The sequence below is a fragment of the Rhizobium sp. NFR07 genome (assembly GCF_900111905.1).
Lineage (GTDB): Bacteria > Pseudomonadota > Alphaproteobacteria > Rhizobiales > Rhizobiaceae > Neorhizobium.
This window is the reverse complement of record NZ_FOKM01000002.1, coordinates 197,275-214,668: the sequence shown is the minus strand read 5'-3', so window position 1 is coordinate 214,668 and position 17,394 is coordinate 197,275. Positions and strand designations below refer to the sequence as shown.

17 protein-coding genes are annotated in these 17,394 nt (G+C 61.7%); 10 read left to right on the top strand and 7 right to left on the bottom strand.

Annotated elements, in window-relative coordinates; genetic code table 11:
• The first annotated feature begins 31 nt into the window (after positions 1–31).
• Complete coding sequence (locus tag BM216_RS04620) at positions 32–388, top strand: Crp/Fnr family transcriptional regulator (RefSeq protein ID WP_348271993.1); 357 nt, start codon at positions 32–34, stop codon at positions 386–388.
• Positions 389–403: 15 nt separating this feature from the next.
• Here the strand turns inward: BM216_RS04620 and BM216_RS04615 are convergent, their stop codons facing one another.
• Both BM216_RS04615 and BM216_RS04610 read right to left on the bottom strand, forming a co-directional pair.
• On the bottom strand, positions 404–886 hold the full coding sequence (locus BM216_RS04615; protein ID WP_092995714.1) for a class I SAM-dependent methyltransferase: 483 nt from the start codon (positions 884–886) through the stop codon (positions 404–406).
• A gap of 15 nt (positions 887–901) precedes the next feature.
• Entirely contained in the window at positions 902–2,242 is a 1,341-nt protein-coding gene (locus BM216_RS04610) for a nucleotide sugar dehydrogenase (RefSeq protein WP_092995711.1), read from the bottom strand.
• Between the two features lie 108 nt (positions 2,243–2,350).
• Here BM216_RS04610 and BM216_RS04605 point away from each other — a divergent pair, with 108 nt between their 5' ends.
• Positions 2,351–3,439, top strand: a complete 1,089-nt coding sequence (locus BM216_RS04605; protein ID WP_092995708.1) for a glycosyltransferase family 4 protein — start codon at positions 2,351–2,353, stop codon at positions 3,437–3,439.
• 3 nt (positions 3,440–3,442) lie between these two features.
• Positions 3,443–4,183, top strand: coding sequence for a polysaccharide deacetylase family protein (locus BM216_RS04600; protein WP_092995705.1), 741 nt, complete (start codon positions 3,443–3,445; stop codon positions 4,181–4,183).
• Positions 4,184–4,186: 3 nt separating this feature from the next.
• Here BM216_RS04600 and BM216_RS04595 read toward each other — a convergent pair whose 3' ends face one another.
• Entirely contained in the window at positions 4,187–5,080 is an 894-nt protein-coding gene (locus BM216_RS04595) for a glycosyltransferase family 32 protein (protein ID WP_244530078.1), read from the bottom strand.
• Positions 5,081–5,269: 189 nt separating this feature from the next.
• On the opposite strand from BM216_RS04595, the gene BM216_RS04590 reads away from it, so the two are divergent.
• The 6 genes from BM216_RS04590 to BM216_RS04565 all read left to right on the top strand — a co-directional run bounded on the left by BM216_RS04590 (position 5,270) and on the right by BM216_RS04565 (position 13,712).
• Positions 5,270–7,153 (top strand): ABC transporter ATP-binding protein, encoded by a 1,884-nt coding sequence (locus BM216_RS04590; protein ID WP_092995702.1) that lies wholly within the window; start codon positions 5,270–5,272, stop codon positions 7,151–7,153.
• Positions 7,150–9,054, top strand: coding sequence for an ABC transporter substrate-binding protein (locus tag BM216_RS04585; protein ID WP_092995699.1), 1,905 nt, complete (start codon positions 7,150–7,152; stop codon positions 9,052–9,054). Before BM216_RS04590 ends, BM216_RS04585 begins: the two co-directional genes overlap by 4 nt.
• Entirely contained in the window at positions 9,051–10,049 is a 999-nt protein-coding gene (locus BM216_RS04580) for an ABC transporter permease (RefSeq protein ID WP_092995696.1), read from the top strand. Before BM216_RS04585 ends, BM216_RS04580 begins: the two co-directional genes overlap by 4 nt.
• Positions 10,046–11,221 (top strand): ABC transporter permease, encoded by a 1,176-nt coding sequence (locus BM216_RS04575; protein WP_092995694.1) that lies wholly within the window; start codon positions 10,046–10,048, stop codon positions 11,219–11,221. The genes BM216_RS04580 and BM216_RS04575 overlap by 4 nt, the downstream gene beginning before the upstream one ends.
• 86 nt (positions 11,222–11,307) lie before the next feature.
• Positions 11,308–12,573, top strand: a complete 1,266-nt coding sequence (locus tag BM216_RS04570) for a glycosyltransferase family 4 protein (RefSeq protein WP_244530077.1) — start codon at positions 11,308–11,310, stop codon at positions 12,571–12,573.
• The gene (locus tag BM216_RS04565; RefSeq protein WP_092995688.1) at positions 12,570–13,712 is read left to right on the top strand and encodes a glycosyltransferase family protein; all 1,143 of its coding nucleotides are present in this window, start codon (positions 12,570–12,572) and stop codon (positions 13,710–13,712) included. Before BM216_RS04570 ends, BM216_RS04565 begins: the two co-directional genes overlap by 4 nt.
• A gap of 14 nt (positions 13,713–13,726) precedes the next feature.
• On the opposite strand, the gene BM216_RS04560 is transcribed toward BM216_RS04565, so the two are convergent.
• The 4 genes from BM216_RS04560 to BM216_RS33260 all read right to left on the bottom strand — a co-directional run bounded on the left by BM216_RS04560 (position 13,727) and on the right by BM216_RS33260 (position 16,957).
• Complete coding sequence (locus tag BM216_RS04560) at positions 13,727–14,935, bottom strand: glycosyltransferase family protein (protein ID WP_092995685.1); 1,209 nt, start codon at positions 14,933–14,935, stop codon at positions 13,727–13,729.
• Positions 14,936–15,168: 233 nt separating this feature from the next.
• The gene (locus BM216_RS04555) at positions 15,169–16,176 is read right to left on the bottom strand and encodes an NAD-dependent epimerase/dehydratase family protein (protein ID WP_092995682.1); all 1,008 of its coding nucleotides are present in this window, start codon (positions 16,174–16,176) and stop codon (positions 15,169–15,171) included.
• A gap of 61 nt (positions 16,177–16,237) precedes the next feature.
• Entirely contained in the window at positions 16,238–16,633 is a 396-nt protein-coding gene (locus tag BM216_RS04550) for a response regulator (RefSeq protein ID WP_092995679.1), read from the bottom strand.
• A 111-nt stretch (positions 16,634–16,744) separates the two neighbouring features.
• Complete coding sequence (locus BM216_RS33260; RefSeq protein WP_143102725.1) at positions 16,745–16,957, bottom strand: hypothetical protein; 213 nt, start codon at positions 16,955–16,957, stop codon at positions 16,745–16,747.
• Between BM216_RS33260 and BM216_RS04545 the strand changes: the two genes are divergently transcribed.
• Positions 16,944–17,342, top strand: a complete 399-nt coding sequence (locus BM216_RS04545) for a DUF1236 domain-containing protein (protein WP_092995676.1) — start codon at positions 16,944–16,946, stop codon at positions 17,340–17,342. The two genes, BM216_RS33260 and BM216_RS04545, sit on opposite strands and share 14 nt — an antisense overlap.
• The last annotated feature ends 52 nt before the right edge of the window (positions 17,343–17,394 follow it).

Here is a 17,394-nt window from a genome sequence, read left to right as displayed (position 1 = left end):
GCTCAAGCTCCTCGCATTTGCATCGGAACGCGTGTCATTCAAGTCCGGCCAGCGGCTTTTCAACCAGGGTGAGAGCGGCGATTTCGCCTATTTCATTCTGAGCGGCACCGTGGAATTCATGGTCAGCACCCAGGACGGCCCGGTGAAGGTCAGCGAACGCGGCGCCAACTCGATCGTCGGCGACATTTCCATTCTCTGCGACGGTCCCCGCAGCTCCACCGTACAGGCGGCATCGCCGGTGGAAGCGCTGAAAATCAACAAGGACTATCTGTTCCGGATCATGGACGATTGTCCCGGCATGACCATGAAGGTGACCCGCGCGCTTGCCGAGCGTCTGCGCCTCACCTCTTCCGAGCTGGACAAGGTCCGCGCCCTGCAGAAGGCCTGAAAGGGCGCGTCAGGCTCAAATCTTCCTGTACATGTGGTAGCGGCCTTCCTCGACAGTGGGAAGCCGTTGCAATTCCTGCAGCTGCGGATGCGACAGCGACAAACCACTGACCGCGACGCCTCCCGATTGAAGCATATCGGCCACGATCTGCGGCAACCATGACATGATAACGGCCTCGCTCTCCGGATAGCCGGTGCCTATGTCTGCATGAACCAGCGCGGCTTCGCTGCCGGCAAAATTCCTGCCTGTCTCGTTGATCTCTCCCAGGACAAAGTCATCACCTTGCGGAAGAGTGGTGCGATGCGCGTTGAGAGCCCTGTCGAAGGCGACAATCCTGCGATCGGGAAAGAGCTGACGCAGATGGCTGTAAGTCCGGCCGTTACCGAGCCCCACCTCCAGAATGGCGCCTTCGGGTGGCAGTCCCAGATCATGGGCAACGTGATTGAGGATATCGCGCTGGGCGGACATGCGGCTGATAAATGTATCGAGACGGCTCATTAAAATTCCGGTTCCTCAGGCTTTGACGATGGCATTGGATTCGATGCCCTTTCGGGCAAAGACGTTGCGGGTATCGACGATCACGGGGGCAATACGGGCAATTGCCTCATAGTCGACATTGTCATGATCCGTCGCGATGACCACGGCATCGAAGGACCTGATTGCCTCCAGATCCCAGGCGAGCGAACGCCGGCCCTTGAGTTCGGCATATTCGCGGGTCGACGGGATTTCCGTCACATAGGGGTCGAAATAGGCAGCAGCTCCGCCGCGGCGCTCGATCAGCTCCATCAACCGCAGCGAGGGGCTTTCGCGGATATCCGGTACGTTCTTCTTGTAGGCAAGACCGATCAGCAGCACCTTGGAGCGGCTGAGCGCCTTGCCGGAACGGATGTCGAGCGCTTCAGCCAGCCGCGTCACGATATGATGGGGCATGGCCGTGTTGATCTCGCCGGCCAATTCGATGAACCGCGTCGGCACCTCGAATTCGCGAGACTTCCAGGTCAGGTAGAAGGGGTCGATCGGGATGCAATGACCGCCCAATCCGGGGCCGGGATAAAAGGGCATGTAACCGAAGGGCTTGGACTTGGCCGCGTCGATGACCTCCCATACATCGATGCCCATGGCGTCGTAGACGAGCTTCAACTCGTTGACGAGAGCGATGTTGACCGCCCGGAAGATATTCTCCGTCAGCTTCACCGCTTCGGCGGTCGCCGTCGTCGAGACGGGCACGACGGCCGATACGGTCGCGCCGTAGAAAGCCTGCATCAAGGCGGCGGCGGCTCCGCCGTCACCGGCAACGACCTTCGGGATGGTGGCGGTCTGGAACTGGCGGTTGCCCGGGTCTTCCCGTTCCGGCGAATAGCCGAGGAAGAAATCCACGCCCGACTTCAGACCCGTCTTTTCCAGGATCGGCTTGACGATCTCGTCCGTCGTGCCGGGATAGGTAGTCGATTCCAGAACGATCAACTGGCCCGGTCGCAGGGTCTTCGCAATCGCTTCCGCCGTCTTCGCCACATAGGATAGATCGGGGTCGCGATGGGCGGTGAGTGGCGTCGGCACGCAGATCGCAATGATATCGCATTCGCTCAGCCTGTCGAAATCGCAGGTCGCCGAGAAGCGGCCGGCCTCGCATTCGGTCTTCAGCACATCTTCCGGCACCGCCTCGATATAGCTCTCCCGGTGTTCGATATGCTCGATCTTCGACGGATCGATATCGAAGCCGGTAACGGGGAAGCCGGCTCTGGCAAAGGCCATCGCGAGCGGCAGGCCGACATAGCCAAGCCCCACGACGCCTGCCCTTGCCGTGCGGGCGTCGATCATCGCTTGAAGCGCGGCGGAAAGGGGGGTGTCGGTCATGGCTGGAGAATTCCTTGCGGTGAGGCAGCAGGCGACAGTTGTGATGGAAGCACCGACGTGTCAAGAGTGGGTCACAGGGAGATGATCCTTACAGACAATGCCAGGTCTATGAAAATCCTGTTCTATTCGCCCCTCAAGTCGCCCAACCATCCCGTACCGTCGGGTGACAGGCTGATGGCGCGGCTCATCATCAGAGCGCTCGGTCTTCTCGGTCATGATGTCGCGGTGGCATCCGAAATGCGCAGCTTCATGCGATCGCCGGACATGCCGGACGCCCTGGACGAGAACAAGGCTCAGGCAGCGCGTGAGATCGAGCGCATCATGACGGTGTTCTCGGGACAAAAGGCGCCCGACCTCTGGTTCACCTACCATCCCTATTACAAGGCGCCCGACCTTCTGGGGCCGGCTGTCAGCGGGCGTCTCGGCATACCACTGATCAATGCCGAAGCCTCCTATTCGACCCGCCGCAATCTCGGAGTATGGAAGCAGTCGCAGGACATGCTGCTCGAGAGCCTCGACGCCGCGACTGTCAACCTCTGCTTCACCCGCCGCGACATGGACGGGCTGCAGGCCGCGGCACCCGGTGCCCGCCTCGAACTCATACCGCCATTCATCGACAGCACGCCTTATGGCGCCCTTACGCCATCGCCGGAGCCGATGCGGCTTGTCATCGTCGCGATGATGCGCCCCGGTGACAAGCTGAGCAGCTACAGAGCGCTGGCGGAAAGCCTAAGCCGGATTGCCGACCTGCCCTGGACACTGTCGATCGCCGGAGACGGCGAATGCCGACAGGAGGTGGAGGCCGCGTTCGCCTTGTTCGGACCTGACAGGATCGAGTGGCTGGGAGCGCTTTCGGAGGATGCGGTCGGGGCACTTCTGGCACGCGGCTCCGTCTTCGTCTGGCCAGGTCACGGCGAGGCCTATGGACTTGCCTATCTTGAGGCGCAGGCGATGGGCCTGCCGGTCGTGGCCGAAGCGATTGCCGGCGTGCCGGAGGTCGTCAAGCACGATCGCACGGGCCTGCTGACGCCTCCCGGCGACCCCGAGGCGCTCGCGGCAGCCATGGCACGCCTGCTGACCGACGACGCGCTGAGGTCCCGCCTCGGGCAACAGGCGCGACGATTTGCGACGGAAGAAAGATCCATCGCCGGTGCGGCGGAAGCCCTGCGCCGGATCCTTGATCGATATGTGAGATAGCCCATGAGCCGCAACCAGTTCCTGCAAACGCTCGATGCCTATGCCCGCGACAGCCGGACCGCACAGCTATGGCTGCGCGACGACGATGCGATCGAACCCACCGAGGCTCTGTCCCGTCTTCTCGATCTGTCGACCCGGTGGGCTGCACCGATGACGATCGCGGCGATCCCGGCTGGCGCGACCGACGCCCTTGCCGGTCTCCTGAAGGCATTGCCGGCGATCTCAGTTGCCGTTCATGGCTGGGATCACGCCAACCACGCGCCGGCACCCGAGAAGAAGCAGGAACTTGGACTTCATCGCGGCGAAGCCGCCGTTCTCGCGCGGCTTGCCGACGGGCTCGCCCGCATCAATTCCCTGTTCGGCGACAGGGCCGTGCCGCTTCTCGTGCCGCCGTGGAACCGGATCGCAGCCGGCCTGATCCCCCACCTGCCGGAAATCGGATACCAGGCACTGTCCGTGTTTGGCCCGGAACGAGATGATAGTCCGCTGCCGCTGGTGAATACCCATGTCGATATCATCGACTGGAAGGGAACCCGCGGGGGACGCCCGATCGATATTCTCTACGCAGAAGCTACCGCGCATCTGCAGATGGCGACGGCATCGCATGTCCCGCTCGGCATCCTTACCCATCACCTCGTGCACGACGAGGCGGCATGGCGGTTTCTGGACGACCTGTGCGAACTCACTGCCGGTCACCCGGCCTGCCACTGGGTTTCCGTTCGTGAGCTGATGCGCGAAACCTGAGCCTTACCAGGGCTTCCATGGAATAAGCAGGCCGCCGCCTCTCGCCTCGTTATCCGCCGCCAATGCATCCAGATCGGCCAGCAAAGCGCTGGCCGGTGCAGCGGCCGCGACAAATCCGGCATCGGCAAGGCTGATGGGGCCGGAACGGGCGACAACGGTGAAGATGAGGGGGCCGGTCGACCACCAGGCCGGCACGTCGCCCAGATCATCGACCACCGCCGTCAGTGCGTCGCAGAGCCGCGCGAAAACGGGATTTCCCGGCGGCGTCGCGATGAAGGAATTGGCAAGCAGCGTGCTGCCCTTCCCGGTGTTGCGCGGCGTTTCCTCGGCAAAGGCGGACAGGCCGGTCAATGGCAGGAAGTCGTGGAAGGTGACACTGGAGCGGGCAGGATACCAGTCGCAATCGAGATAGATACCGCCCATATCCCGCAGGATCATGTATCGGGCGACATCGACCGCACCCGGAAAGTCGCCTTCGTCGAGCATATGTCTGAGCGCCGGATGGCGGTCATAGCCCGCTTGCGCAAGATCTTCCTCCCGCCACAGCCTGTGCTGATATCCATGGGCGGTGGCGTGGGCCGACCATGCACCGACGGTCGGGGGAACGGGTCTTGAACCCAGCCATATCTGGTGAATGCAGCGCGGAACGGCTGTCCGCGACAGCTCGACCATCGCCCTGCGCTCTTCGGCCGAAAAGGTTGCATATCGCGCCAGCCTTTCGGGCGGCGGCACGAGATGGAACTGATAGGCGATCCTGCTCACAGCATCGCCCTTTGCCTTGGCAAGCTTCAGCAGCACCGACTGGAGCCTCCGGGGCAGGCCGAGAGACGTCGCGGGATCGCCGTTTCCGAGGTTTTTCGCCTCGATCTGTCGCAAAAGATCGTGCGCCGCGTCCAATTCACTCGCCAGAATCAGCTTCCTGGCCTCTGCAAGCATCTTTTTGTAGTCTGCGTCGTTTATCATCGGTAGCGTTACAGCAACCTTCTCGTGCCATGGACTAACTTCACCGCTCTGCGCTACGCTCTTTAGCGTTTTGGCGTCAACCCGAACAGGTAATCACATGTCTCAGCCATCGAAAGGCGTTTGATGACGATCGTGCCCGACCTTCTGCGTATCGAGAACCTCAGCGTCGGCTTTTCCGTCTTCGGGGGCACCATCCAGGCCGTCAAGAACCTGAACTTGCGGATCCAGCCCGGTAAGGTGACCGCACTGGTGGGGGAGTCGGGATCCGGCAAATCCGTGATCGGCCGCACCATCGTCGGCATCGAAAGCCCGCTCGCCACCACGCAGGGGCGCGTCCTGTTCAACGATCCGCTGACGACGGAAGGTCCGGTCGACCTCCTGAAGCTGCCGCAGGACGGGCGCCAGATCCGTGCGATCCGCGGCAACCGGATCGGCATGATCTTCCAAGAACCGATGACGTCGCTTTCGCCGCTCCATACGATCGGCAACCAGATCGACGAGGCGTTGCGCATCCACGATGTATCGTCGGCCGCCGAGCAGCGCGAGCGGGTTGAAGAGACGCTGTCGCTCGTCGGCTTCAAGGATCCGGCCAAGGTTCACCGGATGTATCCTTTCGAGCTTTCCGGCGGCATGCGCCAGCGCGCCATGATCGCCATGGCGCTCGTCTGCCGTCCCGCCCTGCTGATCGCCGACGAGCCGACGACCGCGCTCGACGTGACCATTCAGGCGCAGATCCTGAAACTCCTGAGAGACCTGCAGTCGCGCTTCAACATGGCGATGCTGCTCATCACCCACGACCTCGGGATCGTGACCAACCTCGCAGACGAGGTCGTCGTCGTCTATCGCGGGGAGGTGATGGAGGCCGGCTCGGTGGACGACATCTTCCGCCGCCCCGCGCATCCCTATCCCAAGGGCTTGATTTCGGCGATACCGACATTCGAAATGTCCCGCGAGCAGCGCTTGAAGCCGCTGCGGGAAATCGCCGTCGACACGGCCGACCTTATGGGCAAGTCGAAGAAAACCGAAGGCGGCTCGCCCGTCATCCTGTCGGTCCGCAATGTCAGCAAGACCTTCAAGGCAAAAAAGAAGAAGATCGGCAGCAGCGAAAGCAGCGTGACCGTGGCCGTCAACGACGTCAGCTTCGACATCCGACGCGGCGAAAGCCTTGGTCTCGTCGGCGAAAGCGGCTGCGGCAAGACCACGCTCAGCAAGATCCTGATGCGCGGGCTGACGGCGGATACCGGTTCGGTTACCTTCAACAGCGAAAAAGGCCCGATCGACGTGCTTTCGGCGAAAGGCGACGAACTGGAGCTGCTGCGCAAGCGGGTGCAGATGGTGTTTCAGGACCCGATCTCTTCGCTGTCGCCGCGCATGACCGTCCGGGAGATCATCTCCGAGGGTCTGGAAATCCACGGCCGCGGCTCGCGGCAGACGCGACTTGAGGCCGTTAGCCGGCTATTGCGCACCATTGGCCTCGATGACAGCGCGATGAACCGCTACCCGCACAGCTTTTCCGGCGGGCAGCGCCAGCGGATCGGCATCGCAAGGGCGCTAGCGCTCGGGCCGGAACTGCTGATCTGCGACGAGCCGGTGTCCGCGCTCGACGTGTCGATCCAGGCGCAGATCCTCAACCTCTTGAAGGATTTGAAGAAGGATCTCGGGCTGACCTACCTGTTCATCTCCCACAATCTGGCGGTGGTGAACTACATGGCGGACCGCGTTGCCGTCATGTATGCGGGTCAGATCGTTGAGATCGGTCCCTGCGAAGTCATCATGCGCAATCCGGTCCATCCCTATACCCGCCGGCTGATCGCTGCCGTTCCCATCCCGGATCTCGATCGCCCGCTCAATCTCGATACGCTGGAAATTCCCAAGAAGCCGACCCAGAACTGGAGCCCTGTTTTCGTTCAGGATGAAGGCGGGGCGCATCTGACCCATCTCGATCTCGGCGAGGGCCATCTGGTGCTCGCTAAACCCCAGGCAGACATGCGGGAGTTACGCCCATGATCTTGCGAAGAACAGTTCTCGGGCTGATGGCCGCGGCATTCAGCCCATTTAGTGCCAAGGCGGCATTTACCGGATCGGGGATACTCGACGATGCCGTCAAGGATGGCTCGATGCCGGAGGTCACTGCGCGACTGCCGCTCAATCCCCGCGTCGTCAATCTGTCTGCGGCCAACAGGCAGCCGGGCCGGCACGGCGGCGTCGTGCGCATGCTGATCGGTGGCCAGCGCGATATTCGCCTCATGCCGATCAACGGCTATTCGAGGCTCGTCGGCTACGACGAGAAACTCAACCTCCAGCCGGATATCCTCGAAAGCTATACGGCGGAGGAAGACCGGATCTTCACCTTCAAGCTGCGCGAAGGACATAAATGGTCCGACGGCTCTCCGCTGACGACGGAGGATTTCCGTTACAGCTGGGAAGACGTGATGAACAACCGGGACCTCCACAAGGGCGGCATACCGGTGGATCTGAGGGTCAACGGCAAGGGGCCGCAGTTCGAACTGATCGACCAGTGGACGTTGCGCTACACCTGGGAAGAACCCAATCCGGATTTCCTGGCCCAGCTTGCCAGCCCCTCCCCGCTCGTCATCGTGATGCCCTCAGCCTATCTGAAGCAATTCCATCCGCGCTACCAGGATGCGGACACGCTCGCCAAGCTGATGAAGAAGAACAAGGCCGAGGAGTGGGGTGACCTTCACAAGAAGATGTCGCGCACGGTCAGACCGGAAAACCCGGCGCTGCCGACGCTCGATCCCTGGTTCAACAGCACCAGCCCGCCGGCGCAGCAGTTTGTCTTCAAGCGCAATCCGTATTTTCATCGCGTCGACGAGAACGGCCTGCAATTGCCCTATATCGACAAGTTCGTGCTGAATGTCAGCGGGCCGGATCTCATTGCGGCCAAAGCCGGATCCGGCGACAGCGACCTGCAGCCCGCCAATGTCGATTTTGCCGATTACACCTTCCTCAAGGCGGCCGAGAAGCGCTTCCCGCTCAAGGTCGACCTGTGGAAACGGACGCAAGGGTCGCGCGTGGCGCTGATCCCCAACCTCAACTGCAAGGATGATGGCTGGCGCCAGGTCTTCCAGGATGTCCGCGTCAGGCGGGCGCTGTCGCTTGCGATAGACCGCGAGGAGATCAACAAGGCGGTCTTCTTCGGGCTCGCCCATGAGGCGGGAAATTCGATCCTGCCGGACAGCCCGCTATTCAAGCCCGAATACGAGCAGGCCTGGGCAAGTCACGATATCGAGCAAGCCAACCGACTGCTCGACGAGGCCGGGCTGGACAAGCGCAACGAGGACGGGCTGCGGCTTCTTGCCGATGGCCGGCCGGCGAAGATCATCATCGAGAGCGCCGGCGAAAGCACATTCGAAAGCGACGTGCTGGAACTGATCACCGACCATTGGTCTAACATCGGCATTTCCATCTTCACCCGCGTGTCGCAGCGGGAAATCTTCCGCAAGCGCGTGATCGGCGGCGAGACGCTGATGGGCATCTGGATGGGATTGGACAATGGCGTGCCGACGGCGGAAATGTCGCCGAAAGAGCTCGCTCCGACCGCCGACGACCAGCTGCAATGGCCGGTATGGGGTCTTCACTTCCTCTCCGGCGGCGGCGATGGCCACCCGCCGGACCTGCCGGAGGCGATGCAGCTCCTTGACCTGATGAAGGACTGGAAGACCGCGGGCACCCACGCCGAGCGGGAAGCAATCTGGCATTCGATGCTCGATATCTTCACCCAGAGCGTCTTCACCATCGGCATCGTCAACCAGGCGCTGCAGCCGATGGTAAAATCGTCCAGGCTGCGCAACATCCCGGAAAAAGCACTCTACGGTTTCGACCCCACATCCTATCTGGGTGTCTATATGCCCGATACCTTCTGGTACGAGGAGAACCAGGCATGATCCGTTACATACTCTGGCGGATCCTGGTGATGATTCCGACGCTGGTGCTGATCTCGATGCTCGTCTTCACGATCATCGAGTTGCCGCCTGGCGACTATTTCGAGAGTTATGTCGCTGAAATGCGCGCGATCGGCGAAAGCGCCGACATGCAGGAAATCGATGAGCTTCGAGCCCGTTACGGCTTCGACCAGCCCTTGCCGATCCGTTACCTGCACTGGGTCGGCGGCATGCTGGTCGGCGATTTCGGCTATTCGTTCGAATACCGGCTGCCGGTATCGGACGTCGTCGGCGACCGGCTGTGGCTCACCGTGCTTGTATCGGTCGTGACCATCATCGTCACTTGGCTGCTGGCTTTCCCGATCGGCATCTACTCCGCGACGCACCAGTATAGCTGGGGCGACTACGGACTGACGCTGCTCGGCCTGATCGGGCTAGCCGTTCCCAATTTCGTGCTCGCCCTGATCCTGATGTATTTCGCCAATGTCTGGTTCGGCACGTCGATCGGCCATCTGATGGACCAGAAATACCTCAACCAGCCGATGAGCTGGGACAAGGCCCTATCGATCCTCGAACATCTCTGGATCCCCGTCATCATCATCGGCACGGCCGGCACGGCGGGCATGGTACGGCGCCTGCGCGCCAACCTGCTCGACGAGTTGCGCAAGCAATATGTGATGACGGCGCGAGCCAAGGGACTTCACCCGTTCAAGGTGCTGACCAAATATCCGCTGCGCATGTCGCTCAATTTCTTCATCTCCGACATTGGCTCTATCCTGCCGCAGATCATCTCGGGCGCGGAGATCACCGCTGTCGTGCTCTCGCTCGAGACGACTGGACCGATGCTGATCAAGGCGCTGCAGACGCAGGACATGTATCTCGCCGGCTCGTTCCTGATGTTCCTCGCTGTACTGACCGTTGTCGGGGTCCTGATCTCCGACATCGCGCTTGCCCTCTTCGATCCACGCATCAGGCTTTACGGAGGCAAGACGCGATGAGCATGCAACTGCCCCCTGACGGCCAGCCATTGCCGCATTACGTCTCGACAGCACCCTTCGACCCCTATGCCTTTGACAAGGGCGTGGAAGGTGCGGCGATCGCCAAGCAGGCCTCTCAGCTGCAACTGATGTGGTGGCGCTTCCGGCGCCACCGGCTGGCGCTGATCTCCGGCATATTCCTGCTGATCGCCTATCTGTCGATCATCGTCGCGGAATTCCTGGCGCCCTATAATCTGCACACGCGCGACATGAACAATATCTATGCGCCGCCGCAATCGGTGCACTGGTTCCACGAGGGCTCCTTCGTCGGCCCGTTCGTCTATGGCCGGACGATGGAACTGGACATGGAGAACCTGAAGCGGGTCTATCGCGACGATCCGAACCAGGTCCAGCCGCTGCGCTTCTTCTGCAAGGGCGACAGCTATCAGTTCTGGGGCTTCATCTCTGCCGAGCGGCACCTCGTCTGCCCGGCGGAAGGCGGCCAGATGTTCCTGTTCGGCACCGACCGGCTGGGACGCGACGTGCTCTCCCGCGTCATCTACGGCGCGCGCATCTCGCTGACGATCGGTCTGCTCGGCATCACCACCAGTTTCGTGCTCGGCATCCTGATCGGCGGGCTTGCCGGTTACTGGGGCGGCAAGTTCGATCTCGTCGTCCAGCGCATCATCGAGGTGCTGCAGTCGATCCCGAGCATTCCGCTCTGGCTGGCACTGGCCGCGATCATGCCGGCCGACTGGAGCCCGTTCGTCATCTATCTCGGGATCACCTTCATCCTCGGGCTGCTCGACTGGACGGGCCTGGCGCGCGCGGTGCGATCCAAGCTCCTGTCCCTGCGTGAGGAGGACTATGTTCTCGCCGCGCAGCTGATGGGCGCCGGTCACTGGCGCATCATCGGCCGGCATCTGATCCCCGGCTTTATGTCGCACCTGATCGCCAGCGCGACACTGACCATTCCCGGCATGATCCTTGGCGAGACGACGCTGAGCTTCCTCGGGCTCGGCCTGCGGCCACCGGTAACAAGCTGGGGCGTGCTGCTCACCGAGGCGCGCACAGTCAATGTCGTGGCGCTCTATCCGTGGCTGCTCATTCCGGTCATTCCGGTCATTCTCGTCATCCTCGCCTTCAACTTCCTGGGAGATGGATTGCGCGACGCCGCCGACCCCTATCACTGATCTTGCGGACCCGGTGATCGGCGGATACTGCTTTGCGGCTGGCCAAGTTTTCAGGGCCCGCCGCGCAAGACCGCATAGGATCGACTTTGAACATACCCAATAAGATGGTCGTGCTGCTGAAGGGCTATCCGCGCCTTTCGGAAACCTTCATCGCCCAGGAATTGCGTGGCCTCGAACTCGCCGGCTTTCGGCTCGAGCTCGTGTCCATGCGCCGCCCGACCGACAAGAAGCGACATCCCGTCCACGACGAGATCGAGGCGCCGGTCCACTACCTGCCGGAATATCTCCACGAGGAGCCGCTACGGGTCGCCAAAGCGCTTCTGCACTGGATCGGCAAGCCCACCTTCCGCAAGGCGGCAGCGGCCTTCCTGAAGGACCTGCCGCGCGATATCAGCCGCAACCGCTTCCGCCGCTTCGGGCAGGCTCTGGTTCTGGCCCGCGAATGGCCGGAAGGGGCGGACTGGCTGCACGTCCATTTCATCCACACGCCGGCCGCTGTCGCACGCTATACGTCCCAGCTCCTCGCCATGCCGTTCAGTGTTTCCGCCCATGCCAAGGACATCTGGACGAGCCCGGACTGGGAACTGAGCGACAAGCTTACCGACGCCCACTGGACCGTGACTTGCACCCGCGGCGGGGCCGAACATCTGCGCGCATTGTCGCTGAGCCCTGACAAGGTGCATCTCAGCTATCACGGACTGAACCTCGACCGCTTCCCTGCCCCTGACAGGGCGCCCGCGAGACGGGACGGTTCGGATCCGAACGACCCTATCGCCGTTCTGGCCGTCGGACGCGCCGTGCCGAAGAAGGGTTTCGACATCCTGCTGCGCGCGCTGGCCCTGCTTCCTGCAGATCTTTCCTGGCGGCTGGATCATGTCGGCGGCGGCGACGAACTCAGGACATTGAAGCCGCTCGCAGAAGAGCTCGGGCTGTCGGATCGGGTGCGTTGGCACGGATCGATGTCGCAGCAGGAAGTGCTGGCACACTACGGCAAGGCCGATATCTTCGCCCTGCCCTGTCGGATCGGCAGGGACGGCGACCGCGACGGGCTGCCGAATGTGCTGGTCGAGGCGGCGAGCCAGCGGATCCTCTGCATATCGACGACGATCTCCGGCATTCCCGAACTGTTCGTCGATGGCGAAAACGGCCTGCTCGTCGAGCCGGAAAATCCGCAGGCACTGGCCGACGCCCTCGAAAAGGCAATTCGTAACCCTTCGGAGCGCGACCGGATGGCTGCGAATGCGGAAGCCAAGGTCCGCGGCCATTTCGACCACCGCACCAGCATCAGGGACCTGGAGGTGCTGTTCTCCTCCGCCTATGAAGGCCGAAACGCCAAGGAGTTACATCCATGACATCCCCACGCGTGCTCTTCTATGTCCAGCATCTGCTCGGGATCGGCCATATCGCCCGGGCGAGCCTCGTCGCATCCGCTTTGGCCGAGGATGGCTTTGATGTGACCATGGTCACAGGCGGGCTTCCCGTGCCGGGCTTTCCCGGCCCTGGCATCAGGCATGTCGCACTTGTTCCGGAGGTGACGTCCCGTGAAGGATTTTCGGGATTGCAGGACGCGAATGGAACTCCGCTCGATGCGGAAGGCGAGCACCGGCGTGCCGAACAGCTCCTCGCAATCCTCTCCGATACCCAGCCTGATATCGTCATCACCGAAGCTTTCCCGTTCGGGCGCCGGCAGATGCGCTTCGAGCTTCTGCCGCTGCTCAATGCGCTCAAGAAGATGCAGCCCAAACCCCTGCTCTTCGCCTCGATCCGCGATATCCTGCAGACCAACAAGAAGCCCGGCCGCGACGAGGAGACCGTCGCACTGGTGAAGGAGCATTTTCATCGCGTGCTGGTCCATGGCGATCGGAACCTGACGCAGATCAAAGATACCTTTCCGCTTGCGGACCAGATCGACGAGAAGATCCTCTATACGGGTCTCGTCGCTCCGCCGGCGCCGATCGCCTCGCCTGAAATATATCGAGTCGTCGTTTCGGCCGGGGGTGGCGCAGTCGGGCACAAGCTGTTGAATGCGGCTGTCGCGGCCCGCAGCCTGCTGCCCGATCCCGGCCGCTGGTGCGTCATCGCCGGGCCGAACCTCGATCAGGAAAGTTTCGAGGGCCTGTCCGCCCAGAGTGGCGACGACATGGATGTCTTCCGCTTCAGGAGCGACTTTCGCCAATTGCTCGCGAGTGCCGAGCTGTCGATTTCACAGGCCGGCTACAATACCGTCTGCGATATATTGAGAGCCGGATGCGGCGCCCTGCTCGTTCCATTCGCGGCCGGTGGCGAAACGGAGCAATCCGTCCGCGCCGCCAAGCTCCAGGAACTCGGCCTGGCGCAGATGGTGGACGAAGCCTCGATCACGCCGCAGGCTGTTGCGGCCGGCATCGAGGCCGCGCTTGCACAGCGCGGCTCCGCGGAACTCGACCTGCAGATGGATGGTGCGCGGGAAACGGCACGGCTGCTGCGCAAGGAGCTTCGCCACGCCGGCTGAAGCTTAGCCCAAACTCAGTTCTCGACGACGGATAGATAGCCCGGCGCTTTGCCTTCGAGCCATTCCTGCACGATAGCCGACAGGTTCGGCAGTCCTTCCAGTCGGAAATGCGGTGCCGTCACGGACGGCGGCTCGCGGACCAGAAGCGACTTGATGGCCTGCGACAGCCGCAGGCCGTCCGGCGAATGATCCGGATGCAGCATGGCGACGAGTTCAAGCTCGGTGGCACGCATGGCGCGGATCAGCTGTTCCTGGCGGGGCACCATGCGCGGGATGATCAGCGCCGGTTTGTCGAAGGACAGTATCTCGCAATAGGTGTTGTATCCCCCCATGGCGACGATCGCGCGGGCATTGGCGATCAGGTGCTCCATGCGGTTGTCGAATTCGATCACCTCGAGACAGCTATGTTCCTGCGCCGCCTGCTTCAGCGCCTGACGTTGCTCGCCCGGCATATAGGGGCCAAGGACGATTAGTGCCCTTTCAGTCAGTGTCGGATCGGCACGATAGGCGTTGATAACGTCGCGGACGAGCTCGAACCCGTCGCCGCCACCGCCGGTCGTGACGAGGATGTAGTCTCCCCGCCGATTGGCCGCCGGCAATGGCCGGGCCCAGGCCTTGCGCTGCAGGAACCCGACGAATGTCATCTTCCGTCGCAGCGAGGCGGGCACGTCGAGACCGACGAGAGGATCGTGGAAATCCGGTGGGCCATAGACCCAGACGTGGTCGTAGAGCTGGTCGATCTTCGCCATCACGTCGTTGCGCCGCCATTCGGCATCGAGCAGATGCGGCGCATCCATGACGTCGCGCAGACCGAGAACCAGAAGCGTGCCGCGGCTCTTCAGATAGGCCAGCGTGTCTTCCACTTCCCGCCTGAGGCCGAGTGGCTCTTTGTCGACGATGAAGATGTCGGGCTGGAAGGATTCGGCCGTCTGGCGAATGATCGCCTGACGCATTTCCAGCGTCTCTTCCAGATTGATATGCTCGTCCATCGACGTGTAATCGCCGTTGCGCAGCTTGATGACGCTCGGGATCTTCACGTAATCGACGCGCGAACGGTAGTCGAAGGCACCAGCAATCGTGGCGCCCGAGATGATCAAAACATGGGCGCCATGGAAGGTCTCAACCAGGTGGTTAGCGATCGTCATGCACCGGCGAATATGGCCAAGACCGAAAGTGTCATGGCTGTACATGAGGATGCGGGCATCTCTGAAACCCTCTGACATGCCCTTAACCTTTGGTAACATCTGACCCGCCTTTCGCGGCAACATAAATTCTTTCAAAAATGAATCCAAGCCAGCCGGTTGCAGGCTGGAACGAATGCACCATCACGTCTTGGACAATCCTGCAGTCGCGAACTGGCCTGAATAGATGAATTGGGACGCGAAGGTCGATGCGGCAAGCCTCTTCCGGGAGACGTGATACCATCGTTATCCGGCGCTTCCTATGCCAAGGATGTTCAGTCGATCTCGGCGCGGTGATCGAGATACCACCGCACGAATGCTTCAACACCGACCTCAAGGCCGGTTTCCGGCTTGCGGCCCGTCAGCGCCAGGAGAAGATCGGGGCTGGCGAAAGTGCGTGGCACGTCGCCCTGCTGCATCGGCAGCATCTTGCGACGCGCCGGCTTGCCCATCACACGCTCGATCACATCGATGAAATCGAGAAGCCCGACCGGCTGCCCGCCACCGAGGTTTACCGTGCGGAAGGGACCCTGCGCCGACAGCGTATCGATGCTTGCTACGCGATTTCCCTCCACCGGCTGAACGCTCGCCAGATCGGCGATGGAATCGACAAGGTCGTCGATATAGGTGAAGTCGCGGCTCATCTTGCCTTCGCCGTAGACCTCGATCTCCTGGTCGTCGATCATCGCCTTGACGAACTTGAAGAGCGCCATGTCCGGCCGGCCCCAAGGGCCGTAGACGGTGAAGAAGCGGAAGGCCGTCGTCGGGATCTTGTAGAGATGGGCATAGCTGTGCGCCATCGCCTCCATCGCCTTCTTGCTGGCGGCATAGAAGGTGAGCGGCTCGTCGGCCTTGTCGATTTCACGGAACGGAATATCCGGATTGGCACCATAGACCGAAGAGGTCGATGCGAGCATCAGGTGGCCTACCTTGGCTTCGCGCGCGATTTCCAGGATGTTCCAGGACCCGATAAGGTTGGAGTCCAGATAGGCCTTGGGATTTTCCAGGCTGTATCGAACGCCGGCCTGCGCCGCGAGATGGACAATGACGTCAGGCTTGAACGACGTGACGGTCTCGCTCAGGAGCGCCTTGTCCTCCAGCATGCCTTCAACGAAGCGGAAAGCGGGAAACTGGACGAGGCCCGCATTGCGGGCTTCCTTGAGGCGGAGACTGTAGTAAGGCGTCATGCCGTCATAGCCGACGACCTCATGACCATCCTGCAACAGCTTGCGGGCGAGATGAAACCCGATGAAACCCGCCGTACCCGTAATGAAAAAACGCATATGTGCTTCCGCCGCCTGATCAAGATCACTTAATCAATCCAAGGGATCGAAGCAACGACCGTTAATGGAAAAGCCGAAGCCTTGCCGGTGGAACACCGGGCTTGCCGTTCTTGCGGTCGACGGCGAACTGAATGAGATCCATCGAGGCCTGGTCGGTCAGGGGCTTTGCCATCACGCCGACGACGCCGTTTACGCCCGAGGCGACCACGCCGGGATTGCCGGTGATCATGATGACGACGATGCCGTATTCGGCGAGCACCCTCGCAATCTCCGGGCCGGTCTCGCCGTCAGCAAGCCGCACGTCGACGAAGGCGATATCGGTTTCCCGCGTATAGTTCAGCGCCACTTTCATGTCCGGCGCGATGCCGACAACATCGTGCCCGCTGCGCTGCACGGCATCCTCGATATCCATGGCAACCAGCAGACTGTCTTCGACGATCAGAAAGCGATATTCCACGAGCGTCTCCTCACATCACTGAGGCGGCAAATAGCTTGGCGGGCCGGCTTGGCAATAGGCGGAAGTGTCGCAAGCTTTATTTTTCGCAGTCGATACCGCGCTTTAGCCGGGTTACGCCCGCAGCGTTTCACCGCCCAGACGACGCCCCACGCCAATGAAACCGCGCATACAGAAGACATATGTCGCGCGGCCGAAGTAGCGTTCAGCGCTCTCCAAACGTTTCAACGCATCACTGAAGGTGAACTCAAGTTCGGAACGGTTCACGCATCTGAATGGTTCTTTGGCCGGGCGTGAAAACAGGAGAAGAAAAATGAAACGCATCATTCTCGCTTCCTGCGCAATTCTTGCCGCAACTATTGCCGGCCAGGCCAGCGCACAACAGAGCACCGTCAACGGCGCAGCCGGCGGTGCAGTGACTGGCGCCATCGTCGGTGGCCCTGTCGGTGCCGCAGTAGGCGGTGTTGCCGGCGCAATCGCCGGCTCGGCGATCGACCCGCCGCCGCGTGAAGTCGTCACCTATGTCGAGCAGCAGCCGGCGCCGACGACGGCCGTGACCGTCGAGCAGCCGATCGTTGTCGGCAAGCCGGTTCCCGAAACCGTCGTGCTGACACCGGTACCGAGCAATACCCAATATTCCTATACGGTGGTGAACAACCAGCGGGTCATCGTCGATCCGCAGACCCACACCGTCGTGCAGGTCCTTGAGTAAAATTTCAAAGCCCCGCTCCGAACCGATTTCGAAGCGGGGCTTTCTTATGCGC